The organism is Streptomyces sp. Y309 (assembly GCF_056712025.1).
This window is the reverse complement of sequence record NZ_CM160048.1, coordinates 592,092-612,198: the sequence shown is the minus strand read 5'-3', so window position 1 is coordinate 612,198 and position 20,107 is coordinate 592,092. Positions and strand designations below refer to the sequence as shown.

Annotated in this window: 2 protein-coding genes; both read left to right on the top strand. The window is 71.9% G+C overall.

The genetic code is table 11. The features are described from left to right. The first annotated feature begins 22 nt into the window (after positions 1–22). Positions 23–9,640, top strand: a complete 9,618-nt coding sequence (locus AC0KTA_RS02360) for a type I polyketide synthase (RefSeq protein ID WP_481053391.1) — start codon at positions 23–25, stop codon at positions 9,638–9,640. Between the two features lie 57 nt (positions 9,641–9,697). Next, a complete protein-coding gene (locus AC0KTA_RS02355; RefSeq protein ID WP_481056284.1) occupies positions 9,698–20,074 on the top strand; it encodes a type I polyketide synthase in 10,377 nt (3,458 codons plus the stop codon). Positions 20,075–20,107 lie beyond the last annotated feature (33 nt).

Sequence of the window (20,107 nt, the reverse complement as noted above, 5' to 3'; positions counted from 1 at the left end):
GTGTTTCAAGGGGCTGGGGATAGTGGCGGAAGACGAAAAACTCCTTGACTACCTCAAGAAGGTGACGGCTGACCTGCGTCAGGCTCGTCGGCGACTTCGACAGGTGGAGGAGCGGGACCGGGAGCCCATCGCCATCGTGGCGATGAGCTGCCGGTACCCCGGAGGCGTGAAGACTCCGGAGGAGCTGTGGCGGCTCGTCGCCGAGGGCGGCGACGGCATCACCGAGTTCCCGCCCGACCGGGGCTGGGACGTCGACGGCTTCTTCGACCCCGACGCGGAGCGGTCCGGGACCTTCTCCGTCCGCGAGGGCGGATTCCTGGACACCCCCGGCGACTTCGACCCCGGCTTCTTCTCCATGAGCCCGCGGGAGGCACTCGCCACCGACCCGCAGCAGCGGCTGCTGCTGGAGACCGCGTGGGAGGCGTTCGAGCGCGCCGGGATCGACCCGGCGTCGGTGCGGGGCAGCCAAGGCGGTGTGTTCGTCGGCGCTTCCTCCTCTGGCTACGGCGCCGGAGTGAGCGAGATGCCCGAAGGCGTCGAGGGGCTGCTGCTCGCGGGCAACGCCACCTCCGTGGTGTCCGGCCGGGTGGCCTACACCCTGGGCCTGGAAGGGCCCGCCGTGACGGTGGACACCGCGTGCTCGTCGTCGCTGGTCGCCCTGCACCTGGCCTGCCAGGCGCTCCGCCAGGAGGAGTGCTCGCTGGCCCTGGCGGGCGGCGTCGCGGTCATGTTCACCCCCAGCATGTTCGTGGAGTTCAGCCGGCAGGGCGGGCTCGCTCCCGACGGCCGGTGCAAGGCGTTCGGTGCGGGCGCCGACGGCACCGGCTGGGCCGAGGGCGTGGGCCTGCTCCTCCTGGAGCGGCTCTCGGACGCCCGGCGCAACGGCCACCCCGTGCTGGCCGTGGTGCGGGGCAGTGCGGTGAACCAGGACGGCGCGAGCAACGGTCTTACGGCTCCCAACGGCCCCTCGCAGCGGCGGGTGATCCGCCAGGCACTGAAGAACGCGGGTTTGACACCGGCCGACGTGGACGCGGTCGAGGCGCACGGTACGGGCACCGCGCTGGGTGACCCGATCGAGGCGCAGGCGCTGCTGGCCACCTACGGCCAGGAGCGGGCGGAGGACCGGCCGCTGTGGCTGGGCTCGCTGAAGTCCAACATCGGCCACTCCCAGGCCGCCGCCGGTGTCGGTGGGGTCATCAAGATGGTGATGGCCATGCGCGAGGGTGTGCTGCCCAAGACCCTCCACGCGGACGAGCCGTCCACCCAGGTGGACTGGTCCGAGGGCGACATCCGGCTGCTCACCGAGGCCACCGCCTGGCCCGAGACCGAGCAGCCCCGGCGGGCGGGTGTGTCCTCGTTCGGCATCAGCGGGACGAACGCGCACGCGATCCTGGAGGAGGCTCCGGAGGCCGAGGAGGCGGAGGAGTCCGAGGCCGGGGTCGCCGATGGTCCGGTGGCGTGGGTGGTGTCGGGCCGCAGCGCGGCCGGGCTGCGGGCGCAGGCAGGGCGGCTGCGGGAGTTCGTGGCTGAGCGCCCCGAGCTGAGCGCCGCCGATGTGGCGTTCTCGTTGGCGTCGTCGCGTTCGGTGTTCGAGCACCGTGGGGTGGTGACGGGTGCCGGCCGTGAGGAGCTTCTGGCGCGGTTGGGTGCGTTGGCCGGCGACGAGGTGGCCTCGGGTGTGACTCGTGGTGTGGCCGATGTGCGTGGTCGTTCGGTGTTTGTGTTCCCGGGTCAGGGGGCGCAGTGGGTGGGTATGGCGGTGGGGTTGCTGGAGTCCTCGCCGGTGTTCGCCGAGGCGGTCGGTGAGTGTGAGTCGGCTTTGTCGGCTCATGTGGACTGGTCGTTGACGGACGTTCTCCGTGGGGCTGACGGTGTGCCTGGTTTTGACCGGGTGGATGTGGTGCAGCCGGTGTTGTTCGCGGTGATGGTGTCCCTGGCGCGGTTGTGGCGTTCGGTGGGTGTGGAGCCGGACGCGGTGATGGGTCACAGCCAGGGTGAGATCGCCGCGGCGTGTGTGGCGGGTGCGCTGTCGCTGGAGGACGCCGCGAAGGTGGTGACCTTGCGCTCGCAGGCCATTGCGGCCGGTCTTGCGGGTCGTGGCGGCATGGTGTCGGTCGGGCTGCCGGTCGACCGGGCGCGGGAGCGCATCGCCGCCTGGAACGGTGCGATATCCGTCGCCGCGGTGAACAGCCCCGGCTCGGTTGTGGTGTCCGGTGATCCGGGTGCGCTGGATGAGATGGTCGCCGAACTTGAGGGCGAGGAGATCCGGGTCCGCCGTGTCCCGGTGGACTATGCCTCGCACTCCGCCCATGTGGAGGAGATTCGCGAGGAGTTGCTGAGGGTTCTGGCAGACCTGAAGCCCCGTGCCTCCGAGGTGCCGTTCTACTCGACGGTGTTCGGTGGGCTGGTGGACACGGCCGATCTGGACGCCGAGTACTGGTACCGCAACCTGCGCCAGACCGTGGAGCTGGAGGCCACTACCCGCACGCTGCTGGATGACGGTCACACCGTGTTCATCGAGGTGAGCCCGCATCCGGTGCTCACGCTTCCCGTACAGCAGACGGTGGAGGCCGCCGAGGCCCAGGCCGTGGTCGTCGGGACCTTGCGCCGCGACGAGGGCGGCCTGGATCGGTTCCTGACCTCCGCCGCCGAGGTGTTCGCGCGTGGCACCAAGGTCGACTGGGCCGTCACCTTGGAGGGCCGTGGCGCCCGCCGGGTCGAGCTGCCGACGTACGCCTTCCAGCGCGAGCGCTACTGGCTCGATGGATTCGGCCTGCCGCCCGGCGGAGGCGTGGCCGATGGCACCGGCTCCGTCGACGAGCGGTTCTGGGACGCGGTGCAGCGCCAGGACCTGGAGTCGCTGGCGGGGACGCTGGCGGTCGACAGCGAGGCGCCGCTGAGCGCCGTGCTGCCTGCCCTGTCCGCGTATCACCGCAACAACCGCGACCGGTCCACGATCGACGGCTGGCGCTATCGGGTCTCGTGGAAGCCGCTCTCCGACGCCGCCGAGGGCTCGCTGTCGGGGACGTGGCTCGTGGTGGTTCCGGCGTCCCGCGCCGAGGACGAACTGGTCTCGGGCGTTGTCGCCGGGCTCGAACGGCATGGCGCGAGAGTCGTCCCGGTCGTCGTGGACGAGCGGGACCTCGACGCGGATGTGCTGGCGGAGCGGCTGCGCGTGGTGGCCGCCGAGGCGCCCGAGCTGGGCGGTGTGCTGTCGCTGCTCGCCCTGGACGAGCGGCCCTGCCCCGGCCATCCGGCGCTGACCGGCGGCTATGCGCTGACCTTGGTGCTGGTGCGGGCCATGGTCGAGGCCGATCTTCCGGCCCGGCTGTGGTGCGGTACGCGCGGCGCCGTCTCGGTGGGCCGTTCCGACCGGCTCACCAGCCCGGCGCAGGCGATGGTCTGGGCGCTGGGCCGGGTGGCCGGTCTGGAACTGCCGCCCCTGTGGGGCGGTCTGGTCGATCTGCCCGAGACGCTGGACCGGCGCGGTGCGGAACGGCTGGCCGGTGTGCTGTCCGTCGAGGGCGGCGAGGACCAGGTCGCGGTGCGCGGCTCCGGTGTCTTCGTACGCCGTCTGGCGCGCTCGGCTGCGGCCGTCGGCGAGGGGACCTCGTGGCGGGCGCGCGGCACCGTGCTGGTGACCGGTGGCACGGGCGGGCTCGGCGGGCAGGTGGCCCGCTGGCTGGTCCGTAGTGGCGCCGAGCACCTGGTGCTGACCAGCCGCCGCGGTCTCGACGCCGAAGGCGCCGCCGAGTTGAAGGCGGAGCTGGAGGGCATGGGCGCCGAGGTGACGGTGGCCGCGTGCGACGCCGCCGACCGCGACGCGCTCGCCGCCGTCCTGGACGCCGTACCGGAGCACCGGCCGCTCACCGCGGTGGTGCACGCGGCGGGTGTCACGCTCGCGGCCTCCCTGCTGGAGACGGAGCTTGCCGACGCGGCGACGGTCGTGTCCGGCAAGGTGGCGGGCGCCGTCAACCTGGATGAGCTGCTCGGCGACCGTGAGCTCGACGCGTTCGTGGTCTTCTCCTCCATCTCCGGTGTGTGGGGCGGCGGCAGCCAGGGCGTCTATGGCTCCGGAAACGCCTTCCTGGACGCGCTGGTCGAGCGGCGCCGTGCGCGGGGTCTCGCGGGCACCGCCGTCTCCTGGGGCCCCTGGGCCGAGGACGGCATGGCCACCCGGGGCGACGCGGGGGAGCAGCTGGCGCGGCGCGGACTGCCCGCGATGGCGCCCCAGTTGGCGATCGCCGCTCTGGAACGCGCGGTGGCCGGTGACGACGGTGTGGTCACGGTCGTCGACGTGGACTGGGAGCGGTTCGCGCCCTCGTTCACCGCGGTCCGGCCCAGCCCGTTCCTGAGCGATCTCGACGAGGTCCTGGCGCTGGAGACGAAGGGCGGCGACGGCGAGAGCGCCGACGCCGCCGGGGCCCAGTTGCGTGAACGGCTGAAGCCGCTCACCGAGGGCGAGCGGGACCGGGCGCTGCTCGACCTGGTGCGCAGGCACGCCGCCTCCGTACTCGGCTACTCCTCCGCCGAGACGGTCGAGCCGAACCGGGCCTTCCGCGACCTGGGCTTCGACTCGCTGACCGCGGTCGACCTGCGCAACCGGCTGGCCGCCGAGACCGGTCTCGGCCTCCCCGCCACGCTGGTCTTCGACTACCCCAGCGCCGGCGTGCTCGCGGCGCATCTGCGCACCGAGGTACTGGGCACCACGTCCCCGGCGCCGGCCACCGGCCCCGGCGGCCCCGCGGGCTCCGGCGCGGACGACGAGCCCATCGCGATCGTCTCCATGAGCTGCCGCCTGCCCGGTGGGGTGCGGAGCCCGGAGGACCTGTGGCAGCTGATCGACGGCGGCGGTGACGCCATCTCGTCGTTCCCGTCGGACCGCGGCTGGGACCTGTCAGGCATGTACGACGCCGACCCGGACCGGCCGGGCACGTTCTACGCCCGGGAAGGCGGATTCCTCTACGACGCGGGCGAGTTCGACCCCGGCTTCTTCGGGATCTCGCCCCGCGAGGCCCTGGCGACCGACCCGCAGCAGCGCCTGCTCCTGGAGACCTCCTGGGAGGCGTTCGAGCGGGCGGGCATCAACCCCGCATCGGTGCGGGGCAGCCAGACCGGTGTGTTCGTCGGCTTCTCGGGCTCCGGATACGGCACCAACCTGGAGACGGTTCCCGAGGACGTCGAGGGCCATCTGCTGACCGGTAACGCCGGCAGCGTCGTCTCCGGCCGTCTCGCCTACACCTACGGCCTGGAAGGCCCCGCCATCACGGTGGACACCGCCTGCTCCTCGTCGCTGGTGGCCCTGCATCTGGCCTGCCAGTCGCTGCGTCAGGGCGAGTGCGACATGGCGCTGGTCGGCGGTGTGGCGGTGATGGCCACTCCGATGGCGTTCGTCGAGTTCAGCCGGCAGGGCGGGCTCGCGCCCGACGGCCGCTGCAAGCCGTTCGCGGCGGCGGCGGACGGTACGGGCTGGAGCGAGGGCGCCGATGTGCTGCTCGTGGAGCGGCTGTCGGACGCGCGGCGCAACGGCCACCAGGTGCTGGGCATCGTGCGTGGTTCGGCGGTCAACCAGGACGGCGCCAGCAATGGTCTTACGGCGCCCAACGGCCCCTCGCAGCAGCGGGTCATCCGGGACGCGCTGGCGAGTGCCCGTCTGTCGGCGGCCGATGTGGACGTGGTGGAGGCGCACGGTACGGGTACGTCGCTGGGTGACCCGATCGAGGCGCAGGCGCTGCTGGCCACGTACGGCAAGGAGCGGCCGGAGGGTCTCCCGCTGCTGCTGGGCGCGCTGAAGTCGAACATCGGCCACACCCAGGCCGCGTCCGGACTCGCCGGTGTCATCAAGATGGTGATGGCGATGCGGCACGGCGTACTGCCGAAGACGCTGCATGTGGACGAGCCTTCACGGCAGGTGGACTGGTCGGCGGGTGAGGTGCGGCTGCTGACGGAGGCCACCGAGTGGCCCGAGACCGGGCAGCCGCGCCGGGCCGGTGTCTCCGCCTTCGGCGTGAGCGGCACCAACGCCCACACCATCATCGAGCAGGCCCCCTCGGACGCCGAGGACACACGACCGGCCGAGGTGGCGTCTCCCGACGACCGCGGCACGGCGCCCTGGACGCTCTCCGCCCGGAGCGCGGACGGGCTGCGGGCCCAGGCACGGCGGCTGCGGGCACAGCTGACCGCACGTCCGGAGCTGAGCCTGAAGGACGTTGGCTACTCCCTGGTCGCCACCCGTTCGGTGTTCGAGCACCGTGCCGTATTGACCGGCGCGGACCGTGCGGAGCTGCTGCGCGGTCTTGAGGCCGTCGCCACCGCCGAGGACGCCCCCGGCGTCGTGCGCTCGGTCGCGACTCCGACGGGGATCACGGCGTTCCTGTTCTCGGGTCAGGGTGCGCAACGCCTGGGTATGGGGCGGGAGTTGTACGAGGCCTTCCCGGTGTTCGCCCGTGCGTTGGATGAGGTGTGCGCCCATCTGGATGTGCTGCTGGACCGTCCGCTGAAGGATGTGATGTTCGCGGCGGAGGGCGGCGCGGACGCCGAGCTGCTGGACCGGACGGCGTTCACGCAGCCCGCGCTCTTCGCGGTCGAGGTGGCGTTGTTCCGGCTGCTGTCGGCGTGGGGTGTGGTACCGGATGTGGTGATGGGTCACTCCATCGGTGAGATCGCCGCCGCGCATGTGGCGGGGGTGTTCTCGCTTCAGGACGCGTGCACGCTGGTCGCCGCCCGTGGCCGGTTGATGCAGGCCCTGCCCGAGGGTGGGGCGATGGTCGCCATCGAGGCGTCCGAGGAAGAGGTCTCCGGATCGCTTGCCGGTCGTGAGGCCGAGGTGAGTGTCGCTGCGGTCAACGGCCCGACGGCCGTGGTCATCGCGGGTGACGAGGCCGTCGTACTGGAGATCGCCGGACAGTGGGCGGAGCAGGGCCGCAAGACCCGTCGCCTGCGGGTCAGCCACGCCTTCCACTCGCCCCGTATGGACGCGATGCTGGACGACTTCCGCAAGGTCGTCGAGGGGCTGTCGTTCGCCCCGCCCGTCATCGCCCTGGTATCCAATGTGACGGGCAAGTCGGCGGGCGCCGACGAGGTGTGCTCGCCGGAGTACTGGGTGCGCCATGTCCGGGAGGCCGTACGCTTCCTGGACGGGCTGCGCTCCCTGGAGAACGCGGGCGTGACCAGGTTCTTCGAGGTCGGCCCCGACGGTGTGCTCGCGGCGATGGCACGGGAGTGCCTGACGGCGGAGGAGACTTCGGCCCCCGTCGTGGTGCCCGCGCTGCGCCAGGACCGCGCCGAGGCCCAGGCGCTGACGACGGCGCTGGCCGAACTCCACGTCCACGGCGCCACCGTCGACTGGGAGGCCCTGTTCGCCGGCCAGGACGTCCGGCGGGTCGAGCTACCGACGTACGCGTTCCAGCGGCAGCGGTACTGGCTGGATGCCCCCGAGGGCGGTGCCTCCGACCCCTCCGCCTCCGTGGACTCGGTCGACGCCCGGTTCTGGGACGCGGTCGAGCGCGAGGACCTGGAGGCGCTGACCACCGCGCTGCACGTGGACGGAAACGCCTCGCTGACCGAGGTGCTCCCCGCCCTGTCGTCGTACCGCAAGGGCCACCGTGAGCGGTCCACGGTGGACGGCTGGCGCTACCAGATCGCGTGGAACGCGGTGTCCGAGCTCTCGGAGCGGGCGCTGACCGGCACCTGGATGGTCATGGTTCCCCAGCCGTACGCCGACGACGCGCTGGTCACCTCCGCGGTGACCATGCTCGAGCGGCAGGGCGCGGACGTGGCGCGGATCGTGCTCGACGGTGCGGCGGACATCGACCGCGCGGCGGTCGCCGAGCAGCTGCGCACCGCGGTCGAAGGCGCGTCCGACGGGGCCGTCAGCGGGGTGCTCTCCCTGCTGGCCCTGGATGAGGACCCCTGCGCCGGGCACACGGTGGTGCCGCGAGGGCTCGCGCTGAACCTCGTCGCGCTGCAGGCACTCGTGGACGCCGGTGTCGAGGCTCCGCTGTGGGTGGCGACCCGAGGCGCCGTGTCGGTGACCGGATCCGACACTCTGCGCAGCGCCGCCCAGGCGCAGATCTGGGGCCTCGGCCGGGTCGCCGGACTGGAGCACCCCAAGCTCTGGGGCGGTCTGGTGGACCTCCCGGAGACGCTGGACGAGCGGGCCGCGAACCAGCTGTCCGGTGTGCTGGGCGGCGGTGCGGGCGAGTTCGAGGACCAGGTGGCGGTGCGCACGTCCGGCGTGTTCACCCGGCGCCTGGTGCGGGCCGCCGCGCCGCGGACCACGGCCCGGCCGTGGAGCGCGCGTGGCTCGGTGCTGGTGACCGGCGGCACCGGGGGAGTGGGCAGCCAGGTGGCCCGGTGGCTGGCGGGCGCCGGCGCCGAGCACCTGGTGCTGACCAGCCGCCGTGGCCTGGAAGCCGACGGCGCGGCCGAACTGCGCGACGAACTCACCGCCCTGGGCGCCGAGGTGACCATCGCGGCCTGTGACACCGCCGACCGCGACGCCCTGGCCGCCGTACTGGCCGCCATCCCCGAGCGGTATCCGCTGAACGCCGTCGTGCACGCGGCGGGCGTCCTGGACGACGGCGTCCTGGACTCGATGTCGGTGGAGCGGGTGGCGGGCGTGCTGCGTCCCAAGGTGGACGGGGCCCGCCATCTGCACGAGCTCACCAAGGGTCTCGACCTGTCCGCGTTCGTGCTGTTCTCCTCGCTCGCCGGGGCGATCGGCGGGGCCGGCCAGGGCAGTTACGCGGCGGCCAACGCCTACCTCGACGCCCTGGCGCAGCAGCGCCGGGCCCAGGGTCTCGCCGCCACCTCGGTGGCCTGGGGCCCGTGGGCCGAGGGCGGCATGGCGGTCGACGGGGCGCTGGAGGACCGGCTGCGGCGCGGCGGCATGGCCGCGATGACGCCGGAGCTGGCGGTCATGGCACTCCAGCAGGCCCTTGACCTCCAGGAGACACACCTGGCCATCGCCGACCTCGACTGGGAGCGATTCGTCCCGTCCTACACCGCCGTACGGGCCAGCAGGCTGCTGGACGAGATGCCCGAGGCGCGGCGGATCCTGGAGGCCGCGACCGCGGGCGGTACCACCGCGCGGTTCGAGACCGGTGGTTCGGAACTGCGTGAGCGGCTCGCCGGACTGCCGGAGGCGGAGCAGGAACGAGCGCTGCTCGACCTGGTCACCACCCAGGTGGCCGTCGTACTCGGCTTCCCGTCGGTGGAGTCGGTCGAGTCCCAGCGGGCCTTCCGGGAACTCGGCTTCGACTCGCTGACCGCCGTCGAACTGCGGAACCGGCTCGACGCGGCGACGGGCCTGCGCCTGCCCGCGACGATCGTCTTCGACCACCCGACGCCCGTGGCGCTCGCCCGGCGACTGCGTACCGATGTCGTCGAGGACGGGGTCTCGGCGGCCACACCGATCCTCGGTGAGCTGGACCGGATCGAAGCGGCGATGGCCACGATCTCCGCCGACGACGTGGACCGGCCGAGGATCACGACGCGTCTGCAGGCGCTCCTCCTGAAGTGGGGAGAGGCGGAGCAGGATTCGCGCGACTCCGGCAAGAAGGCGGTTTCGGACAAGATCCAGTCGGCGACGTCGGACGAGATCTTCGACTTCATCGACAAGGAGCTCGGGATCTCCTGAGCCGGCGCGGTTGGTTCCCGAGGGTCGTTCCTTACTACTTCCATGGGTGACATAACAATGAACGAAGAGAAGCTTCTCGACTATCTCAAGCGGGTGACCGCGGATCTCCAGCAGACCCGCCAGCGCCTGCTCGAGGCCGAGTCGGCCGACCAGGAACCGATCGCGATCGTCGCCATGAGCTGCCGGTTCCCCGGCGGGGTGAGCTCTCCCGAAGACCTGTGGCGCGTGGTGGCGGACGGTACCGACGCGATCGCGGAATTCCCCATGGACCGGGGCTGGGACATCGAGGCCCTCTACGACGAGGACCCGGACCGTCCCGGCACCAGCTATACGACCGAGGGCGGTTTCCTGGAGAACGCCGACCGGTTCGACCCGGCGTTCTTCGGGATCTCCCCGCGTGAGGCGCTGTCGATGGACCCCCAGCAGCGGCTGCTGCTTGAGACGTCCTGGGAGGCGTGCGAGCGCGCGGGCATCGACCCGATGTCCCTGCGGGGCAGCAGGACCGGTGTGTTCGTCGGCACCAACGGCCAGGACTACTCCATGCTCACGCTCGGCGCGGCCGAGAGCCTGGAGGATGTCGAGGGCCACTCGGGCACCGGCAACGCGGCGAGCATCGTCTCCGGCCGGATCTCCTACACCATGGGTCTGGAGGGCCCAGCGCTCTCCGTGGACACGGCCTGTTCGTCGTCCCTCGTGGCCCTGCACCTCGCCGTTCAGGCGCTGCGCCAGCGTGAGTGCACACTCGCGCTGGCCGGTGGTGTCACGGTGATGTCCACCCCGTCGGCGTTCGTCCAGTTCAGCCGGCAGCGCGGCCTTGCCGCGGACGGCCGGTGCAAGCCGTTCGGCGCCGCGGCCGACGGCACGGGCTGGGGCGAGGGCGTCGGCATGCTGCTCGTGGAGAGGCTGTCCGACGCCCAGCGCAACGGCCACCAGGTGCTGGCCGTCGTCCGGGGCTCGGCCATCAACCAGGACGGCGCGTCCAACGGTCTGACGGCGCCCAACGGCATCTCGCAGCAGCGCGTCATCCGGCAGGCGCTGACCAGCGCCCGGCTGTCGGCCGCCGAGGTGGACGCGGTCGAGGCGCACGGTACGGGTACGTCGCTGGGTGACCCGATCGAGGCGCAGGCGCTGATGGCCACGTACGGGCAGGACCGGCCCGCGGACCAGCCGCTGTGGCTGGGAGGCATCAAGTCCAACATCGGACACACACAGGCCGCCGCCGGTGTCGCGGGTGTCATCAAGATGGTGATGGCCATGCGTGCGGGCGTGCTGCCCAAGACGCTCCACGCGGACGAGCCCTCGCCGCACATCGACTGGACCGGCGGCGCCGTCTCCCTGCTGAACGACTCGATCCCGTGGCCGGACCGGGAGCACCCGCGGCGCGCCGCGGTGTCCTCGTTCGGCATGAGTGGCACCAATGTGCACACCATCCTGGAGCAGGCTCCCGAGGCCGATCCGGCGGAGGCCGACGACGCTGAGGCCGGGGTCGCCGATGGTCCGGTGGCGTGGCCGGTGTCGGGCCGTGGTGCGGAGGCGCTGCGGGCGCAGGCCGGGCGGCTGCGTGAATTCCTCGTGGAACGCCCGGAGTTGAATGTGGCGGAGGTGGCTCTCTCGCTGGCCACGACCCGGTCCGCCTTCGAGCACCGGGCCGTGGTGACCGGAGCCGGCCGTGAGGCGCTCCTCCAGGGCCTTGAGGCGATCGCCGAGGGCACCGTCACGTCGAACGGAGTGGTACGCGGGAGGACCGGCGACGCCGGTCGTTCGGTGTTTGTGTTCCCGGGTCAGGGGGCGCAGTGGCTGGGTATGGCGGTGGAGCTGCTGGATTCCTCGCCGGTGTTCGCCGAGGCGATCGGTGAGTGTGAGTCGGCTTTGTCGGCGTATGTCGACTGGTCGTTGACGGACGTGCTGCGCGGTGGCGAGGGTGCGCCTGGTTTTGACCGGGTGGATGTGGTGCAGCCGGTGTTGTTCGCGGTGATGGTGTCGTTGGCGCGGTTGTGGCGTTCGGTGGGTGTGGAGCCGGATGCGGTGATGGGTCACAGCCAGGGTGAGATCGCCGCGGCGTGTGTGGCGGGTGCGCTGTCGCTGGAGGACGCCGCGAAGGTGGTGGCCTTGCGCTCGCAGGCCATTGCGGCCGGTCTTGCGGGTCGTGGCGGCATGGTGTCGGTCGGGCTGCCGGTCGACCGGGCGCGGGAGCGTATCGCCGCCTGGGACGGTGCGATATCCGTTGCCGCGGTGAACAGCCCCGGCTCGGTTGTGGTGTCCGGTGATCCGGGTGCGCTGGATGAGATGGTCGCCGAACTTGAGGGCGAGGAGATCCGGGTCCGCCGTGTCCCGGTGGACTACGCCTCGCACTCCGCCCACGTGGAGGAGATTCGCGAGGAGTTGCTGAGGGTTCTGGCAGACCTGAAGCCCCGTGCCTCCGAGGTGCCGTTCTATTCGACGGTGTTCGGTGGGCTGGTGGACACGGCCGCTCTGGACGCGGAGTACTGGTACCGGAACCTGCGCCAGACGGTCGAGCTGGAGGCCACTACCCGCACGCTGCTGGATGACGGTCACACCGTGTTCATCGAGGCGAGCCCGCACCCGGTGCTGACCCTGCCGGTGCAGCAGACCGTCGAGGCCGCTCAGGCACAGGCCGTGGTCGTCGGGACCTTGCGCCGCGACGAGGGCGGCCTGGATCGGTTCCTGACCTCCGCCGCCGAGGTGTTCGTGCGTGGAGTCACGGTCGATTGGACCGCCCTGATCGGGGGCCGGAGCGCCCACCGGGTGGACCTGCCGACGTACGCCTTCCAGCGTCAGCGGTACTGGCTGGATGTGTCGGCCTGGGAGATGTCGGCCACCGCCGACGCCCTGGGCGCGGACGCTGTGGACGCCCGTTTCTGGGAGGCCGTCGAGCGCGAGGATCTGGAGTCGCTGGTCCGCACGTTGGAGGTGGAGGGTGAGGAGGCGCAGTCGTCGTTGACGGCGTTGCTTCCGGCGTTGTCGTCGTGGCGTCGTCAGCGGCGTGAACAGAACACGGTGGACAGCTGGCGTTACAAGGTGGTCTGGAAGCCCCTGGCGTCCGCCACCGACGCGGCCCTCTCGGGCACCTGGCTCGTCGTCCTTCCCGCGTCGCACGCCGATGACGCCCTCGTGTCCGCCACGGTGAACGGGCTGGAGGCGAACGGGGCCGCTGTCGTCCGCGTGGTGCTGGACGCATCGGGCAACGACCGCGAGGTGGTCGCGGAGCGGCTGCGTGGGGCGCTCGACGGGGCTGGGGTGGAGTCGTCGGGTGTGGCGGGTGTGTTCTCGCTGGTGGCGTTGGACGAGGCGGGGCTTGAGTCCTTCGGGGGTGTTCCTGCTGGGTTTGCCGCGTTGGTGGGGCTGGTCCAGGGGCTCGGTGATGCGGGTGTGACGGCTCCGCTGTGGTGTGGTACCCGGGGGGCGGTGTCGGTGGGTCGTTCCGACCGGCTGGTGAGTCCGGTGCAGTCGCTGGCGTGGGGTCTGGGCCGGATCGTGGGGGCGGAGTATCCCCAGCGCTGGGGTGGCGCGGTCGATCTGCCCGAGACCGTGGACAGCCGTGCGACGGCCCGTCTGGTCGGGGTGCTGGCGGGTGCGGAGGGCGAGGACCAGGTCGCGGTGCGCGGCTCGGGTGTGTTCGCCAAGCGCATGGTGCGGGCCGCAGCGGCCGAGGACGCGGAGGGCCGCGGGCCCTGGCAGAGCCGGGGTTCGGTGTTGGTGACGGGTGGTACGGGTGCGCTGGGTGGCCATGTGGCTCGTTGGCTGGCGCGTACGGGTGCTGAGCATCTGGTGCTGACCAGCCGTCGGGGGATGGAGGCCGAAGGCGCCGTCGAGCTGAAGGCGGAGCTGGAGGGCCTGGGTGTCCGGGTGACGGTGGCGGCGTGTGATGCGGCGGACCGTGAGGCGCTGGCGGTGGTGCTGGAGGGGATTCCGCGGGAGTTGCCGCTGACTGCCGTGGTGCATACGGCCGGTGTGCTGGATGACGGCGTGGTGGATGCCTTGTCGGTGGAGCGGGCGGCCGGGGTGTTGCGTCCGAAGGTGGACGCGGCACGGAATCTGCACGAACTGACCGCCGGGATGGACCTGTCGGCCTTCGTGCTCTTCTCCTCCGGCGCCGCCACACTGGGCGGCCCGGGGCAGGGCAGTTATGCGGCAGGCAATTCCTACCTCGACGCGTTGGCGTTGCAGCGGCGCGCTGATGGGCTTCCAGCCACCTCGATCGCCTGGGGTGCTTGGGCCGGTGGTGGACTCGGCTCCGGCCGGGTCGGCGAGCGGATGGACCGTTCCGGCGTGGTCGGGATGGCGCCCGAGCTGGCGATCTCCGGAATGCAGCAGGCGCTTGAACTGGACGAGACGTTCCTGGTCATCGCCGAGATCGACTGGGATCGCTTCCAGCCGGAATTCGTCGGCTCACGTCCGAACGCGCTGTTCCGCGAGGTGCCCGAGCTGAACCGCCCCGCTGCCGCTGCCACCGCTGGTGCGGACGCGGGCGACGGCGACGACGCGATTTCCGCGCTGCGCCGGGAGTTGGCGGAGTTGACCCCCGCCGAGCAGCCCAAGCTCCTCCAGGAGCTGGTGCGCAACCAGGCCGCCGACGTCCTCGGCTACGACAGCGCCGACGCGGTGGAGGCCGACCGCGCCTTCCGCGACCTCGGCTTCGACTCGCTGACCGCCGTCGAACTGCGCAACCGCCTCGGCGTGGTCACCGGCCTCCGGCTGCCGGTCACCTGTGTCTTCGACTACCCGACCGCCACCGTTCTGGCCCGGTATCTACACACCGAGATGTTCGGCGAGCGGCCGGTCACCGGGGGCGCCACCGCCGCCGCGCCCAAGCGGCCGGAGGCGCTCGACAAGCCCGTCGCCACCGATGAGCCGATCGCCATCATCGGCATGAGCTGCCGGTTCCCCGGCGGGGTACGCACCCCCGAGGCGCTGTGGGACCTGCTGATGACCGAGAGCGATGTGATCTCCGGGTTCCCCGAGGACCGCGACTGGGACATCGACAGCCTCTACGACCCGGATCCCGAGAAGTCCGGTAGCAGCTATGTCCGGGCGGGCGGCTTCCTCGACGAGGTCGGCCACTTCGACCCGGCGTTCTTCGGGATCTCGCCGCGCGAGGCGATGGCGATCGACCCGCAGCAGCGGCTGCTCCTTGAGACGTCCTGGGAGGCGTTCGAGCGCGCCGGCATCGACCCCACGGTGCTGCGCGGAAGCCAGGCAGGCGTCTTCGTCGGCTCCAACTACCACGACTACGGTTCACGCATCCTGAGGGACGCCGAAGGAGTGGAGGGGTATCTCGGCCTCGGCAGCGCCCCCAGCGTCTCCTCCGGCCGTATCTCCTACACCTTCGGCTTCGAGGGCCCGGCCGTCACGGTGGACACCGCGTGTTCGTCGTCGCTGGTCGCCCTGCACATGGCCTGCCAGTCGCTGCGCCAGGGGGAGTCCTCCGTGGCGCTGGCCGGCGGTGTGACGATCATGGCCACACCGGGCACGTTCATCGAGTTCAGCGCCCAGCGTGTGCTGTCGTTCGACGGCCGCTGCAAGGCGTTCGCGGCATCGGCCGACGGCACCGGCTGGTCCGAGGGCGTGGGCATGCTCCTTGTGGAGCGGCTGTCGGACGCCCAGCGCAACGGCCACAAGGTGCTGGCCGTCGTCCGGGGTTCGGCGATCAACCAGGACGGCGCTTCCAACGGTCTTACGGCGCCGAACGGCCCGTCGCAGCAGCGGCTGATCGAGCAGACGCTGGCCGGTGCCCGACTGGCCTCCGCCGATGTGGACGTGGTCGAGGCCCATGGCACCGGCACGCCCCTCGGCGACCCGATCGAGGCGCAGGCACTGCTGGCCACCTACGGCCAGGGCCGCCCCGAGGGCCGGCCGTTGCTGCTGGGCGCCATCAAGTCGAACATCGGTCATACGCAGGCCGCCGCCGGTGTCGCGGGTGTCATCAAGATGGTGATGGCCATGCGCGAGGGCGTCCTGCCCAAGACCTTGCACGTGGACGAGGCGACACCGCATGTGGACTGGTCGGCGGGCGACGTCGAGCTGCTGACCGAGACGGTGCCCTGGCCGGAGACGGACCATCCGCGCCGGGCTGCGGTGTCCGCCTTCGGTGTGAGCGGCACCAACGCACACACGATCATCGAGCAGGCCCCGCCGGTCGCCGACGAGCCGGAGGCGCCGCGGGCCACGGCCGCCCCGGACACCACCGGGCTCCCGGTGCCGTGGATCCTCTCCGGCAGGACCGACGCCGCCCTGCGGGGCCAGGCCGAGCGGCTGCGGGACCAACTCGCCACGCTCACCGAAGAGTTCACGCCCACGGTGGACGTCGGCTATTCCCTGGCGACGACCCGGTCGCTCTTCGATCAGCGAGCCGCCCTGGTGGGCGAGGACCGCGCGGACATGCTGCGTGGTCTCGACGCCCTCGCGAAGGGCGAGACCGCGCCCGGCGTCGTGCGGGGCATGGCGGGGGCGGTCGGCAAGACGGCGTTCCTGTTCTCGGGTCAGGGCGCGCAACGGCTCGGCATGGGGCGGGAGTTGTACGAGGCGTTCCCGGTGTTCGCCGACGCGTGGGACGAGGTGTGCGCGCATCTGGATGTGCTGCTGGACCGTCCGCTGCGGGATGTGGTGTTCGCGGTGGAGGGGAGCGCGGATGCTGGGCTGCTGGACCGGACGGTGTTCACGCAGCCCGCGTTGTTCGCCGTCGAGGTGGCGTTGTTCCGGTTGCTGGAGCACTGGGGTGTCAGGCCGGATGTGGTGATCGGGCATTCCATCGGTGAGATCGCCGCCGCGCATGTGGCGGGGGTGTTCTCGCTGGAGGACGCGTGCGCCCTGGTGGCTGCGCGTGGCCGGCTGATGCAGGCGCTGCCGGAGGGCGGCGCCATGGTCGCCATCGAGGCGTCCGAGGAGGAGGTCTCCGGAACGCTTGCCGGTCGTGAGACCGAGGTGAGTGTCGCCGCCGTGAACGGTCCGAGCGCCGTGGTCATCGCGGGCGACGAGCCCGCCGTACTGGAGATCGCCGGCCAGTGGTCGGAGCAGGGCCGTAAGACCCGCCGCCTGCGGGTCAGCCACGCCTTCCACTCGCCGCGTATGGACGCGATGCTCGGCGACTTCCGCAAGGTCGTCGAAGAGCTGGCCTTCGCCTCGCCGGCCATCGCGCTGGTCTCCAATGTGACGGGTCGGCCGACCGGTGCGGACGAGGTGTGTTCGCCGGAGTACTGGGTGCGGCATGTGCGGGAGGCCGTGCGGTTCGCGGACGGGGTGCGGGCGCTGGAGAAGCTGGGCGTGACCCGGTTTGTCGAGGTCGGCCCCGACGGTGTGCTCACCGCGATGGCGCGGGACTGCGTGGCGGACCGTCCCGAGGGCACCGTCGAGCCGGTCCTGGTGCCGGTGCTGCGCAAGGAGCGCCCTGAGGCGCGGGCGCTGACGACGGCGCTGGCCGAGCTCCACGTGGGCGGCGTCGCGGTGGACTGGGAGCGGATCTTCACCGGGCGCGGCGCCCGCAGGGTCGAGCTGCCCACCTACGCCTTCCAGCGGGAGCGCTACTGGCTGGAGGCCCTGACGTCGTTCGCCAGCGATGTGACCGCCGTGGGGCTCGTCCCGCCGACGCATCCGCTGCTGGGCGCCGCCGTCGAACTGCCCGACGCGGACGGCTTCCTGTTCACCAGCCGCCTCTCGCCGCAGACCGACCCGTGGCTCGTCGACCACATGGTGCAGGACACGATCCTGCTGCCCGGCACCGCCTTCCTCGAACTGGCCCTGCACATCGCCGACCAGGTGGGATGCGACCGGGTCGAGGAGCTGACCCTCACGGCGCCGCTGGCGCTGCCCGAGCGGGGCGCGGTCCATCTCCAGCTGGCGGTGGGCGGACCGGACGAGAACGGCACGCGCTCGCTGAACGTGTACTCCCGGCCGGAGGACTCCACCATGGAGCAGCCGTGGACACAGCACGCCTCCGGTCTGCTCGCGCGGAGCGGGGCGCAGGACGACACCGGCCGGGCCGACCTCGCCGTATGGCCCCCGGAGGGCGCCGAACGGATCGACATCGAGGACGTCTACGCCCGGATGGCCGCAGGCGGCTTCGCCTACGGCCCGGTCTTCCAGGGGCTGCGATCGGTGTGGATCCGTGGTGACGAGGTCTTCGCCGAGGTGCGTCTGCCGGAGGAGAACACGTCGGACGCGGAGCGGTTCGGACTGCACCCGGCCCTGCTGGACGCGGCGGTCCAGGCCGTCATGTTCGTGCCGCAGGAGGAGGCGGGGCTGGCCAGGCTTCCGTTCTCCTGGACCGGCGTATCGCTGCGGGCCACGGGCGCCTCGGAACTGAGGGTGCGCCTCAGCTCGCTCGGGCCCGACTCGATCGGCCTCGCCGTGGCCGACACCAGCGGTCAGGCCGTGGCTACCGTCGACTCCCTGGTGCTGCGGCTGGTGGCGGAGGGTCAGATCCAGTCGGCCGGCTCCGCGGTGGCCGGGCATGACTCGCTCTTCCGGCTGGACTGGACCCCCGTTCCCGTCGGCGCGCCGGCTCCGGCCTCCGAGGGGACGTGGGCCGTGCTGGGCACGGACGGCCTGGGGGTGCGCTCCGGTCTGGAGGGCGCGGGTGCCGACGTGGTGTCGTACGCGGATCTGGCCGCGCTGCGCGAGGCGGTCGACTCCGGGGCCACGCCGCCGGACGTCGTCATGGTGGCGGGCGCCGCGGACGCGGCCGGCATCGACGAAGGGGCGGATCTGGCGGGACGGGTACGTGGTGCCACGTACCGCGCGCTGGAACTGGTGCGGTCGTGGGTCACCGACGAGCGGTTCGGCGACTCCTACCTGGTGTTCGTGACCCGCGGTGCGATGGGTGCCCGGTCCTCCGGTGAGGTGCGCACCCCGGCCGAGGCCGCCGTGTGGGGCCTGCTGCGCTCCGCGCAGACCGAGCACCCCGGGAAGTTCCTGCTGGTGGACCTGGACCCGGAGGACCACGGCGACGTGTCCTCGGCGCTACGGGCGGCGCTGACCGCCGAGGAGCCGCAGGTGGCCGTGCGGGACGGACGGGTGCTCGCGGCGCGTCTGGCCCGGGTGGACCCGGCCGAGGACCTGCCCGAACCGGGGACCCCGCCGTTCGACGGCCGTGGCACGGTGCTGATCACGGGTGGTACGGGTGGTCTGGGGGCGTTGCTGGCCCGTCACCTTGTCGTGGAGCACGGTGTGCGTTCTCTGGTGCTGACGAGTCGTCGTGGTGTGGAGGCGCCGGGTGCGGTGGAGTTGGTGGCGGAGCTGGCGGGGCTGGGTGCCGAGGTGCGGGCGGTGGCGTGTGATGTCGCTGACCGTGGCGCGGTGGAGGGTCTGCTGGCGGGGATCGGGTCCGAGTATCCGTTGTCGGCTGTGGTGCATGCGGCGGGTGTGCTGGACGACGGTGTGGTGGAGTCGTTGACGCCGGAGCGGGTGGACAGGGTGCTGCGTCCGAAGGTGGACGCGGCGCTGCACCTGCACGAGCTGACCCGCGACCTCGACCTCTCCGCGTTCATCCTGTTCTCCTCGGCCTCCTCCAACTTCGGTGGCGGCGGCCAGGCCAACTACGCCGCGGCCAACGCCTTCCTGGACGCCCTGGCACACCAGCGGCGCGGGCTCGGCCTCCCCGCGGTCTCCCTGGCCTGGGGCATGTGGGAGCAGCGCAGTGAGATGACCGGGGACCTCGGCGAGGCGGACCTCCGGCGCATCGCGCGAGCCGGGCTGAACGCGCTCAGCTCGCGAGAGGGCCTCGCGCTGTTCGACGACGCGCTCAGGACCGACGAGACCGTGCTCGTGCCGACCCACGTGGACCTCGCCGCCCTGCGCGTCCAGGCCCACACCGGCGACGTCCCCGCGCTGCTGCGCGGCCTGGTGCGGGTTCCCCGGCGCCGGGCCGCGGCGTCGGAGACCACGCACACCGGCACCGGGTCGCTGCGGGACCGCCTGGCTGGTCTCTCCGCGGCCGACCAACACCGGGCGCTGCTGGACCTGGTGCGGGTGCAGGTGGCCACCGTCCTCGGCCATGGCTCGCCGGAGGCGGTGGAGCCCGACATGGCCTTCAAGGAGATGGGCTTCGACTCGCTGACCACGGTGGAACTGCGCAACCGGCTCAACGCGGAGACCGGGCTGCGGCTGTCGGCGGTGCTGGTCTTCGACCACCCGACCCCCACGGCGCTGGTGGACCACCTGCGGGAGGAACTCCTGCCGGACGGCGGCACGGGCGAGCCCCTGGTCTTCGCCGAGCTCGACAGGCTGGAGCCCTTGCTCTCCCACGTGATGGACGACGGCGAGGCGCGCACGAAGGTGGCCGGACGGCTGAGGGAGCTCCTGGAGAAGCTGGTCGAGGCTTCCGACGACTCCGGCTCCGCCGAGGTGGTCGAACGGATCGGATCGTCGTCCAACGACGAACTGTTCGCCTTCATCGACAACGAGCTCGGGCTGTCCTGAACCGGTGTCCAGCGCCCTCCGACCCTCTGACTT

Excerpts from the sequence above, each read along its gene's own strand:
- AC0KTA_RS02355 (WP_481056284.1), top strand. The coding sequence starts at position 9,698 with ATGAACGAAGAGAAGCTTCTCGACTATCTCAAGCGGGTGACCGCGGAT.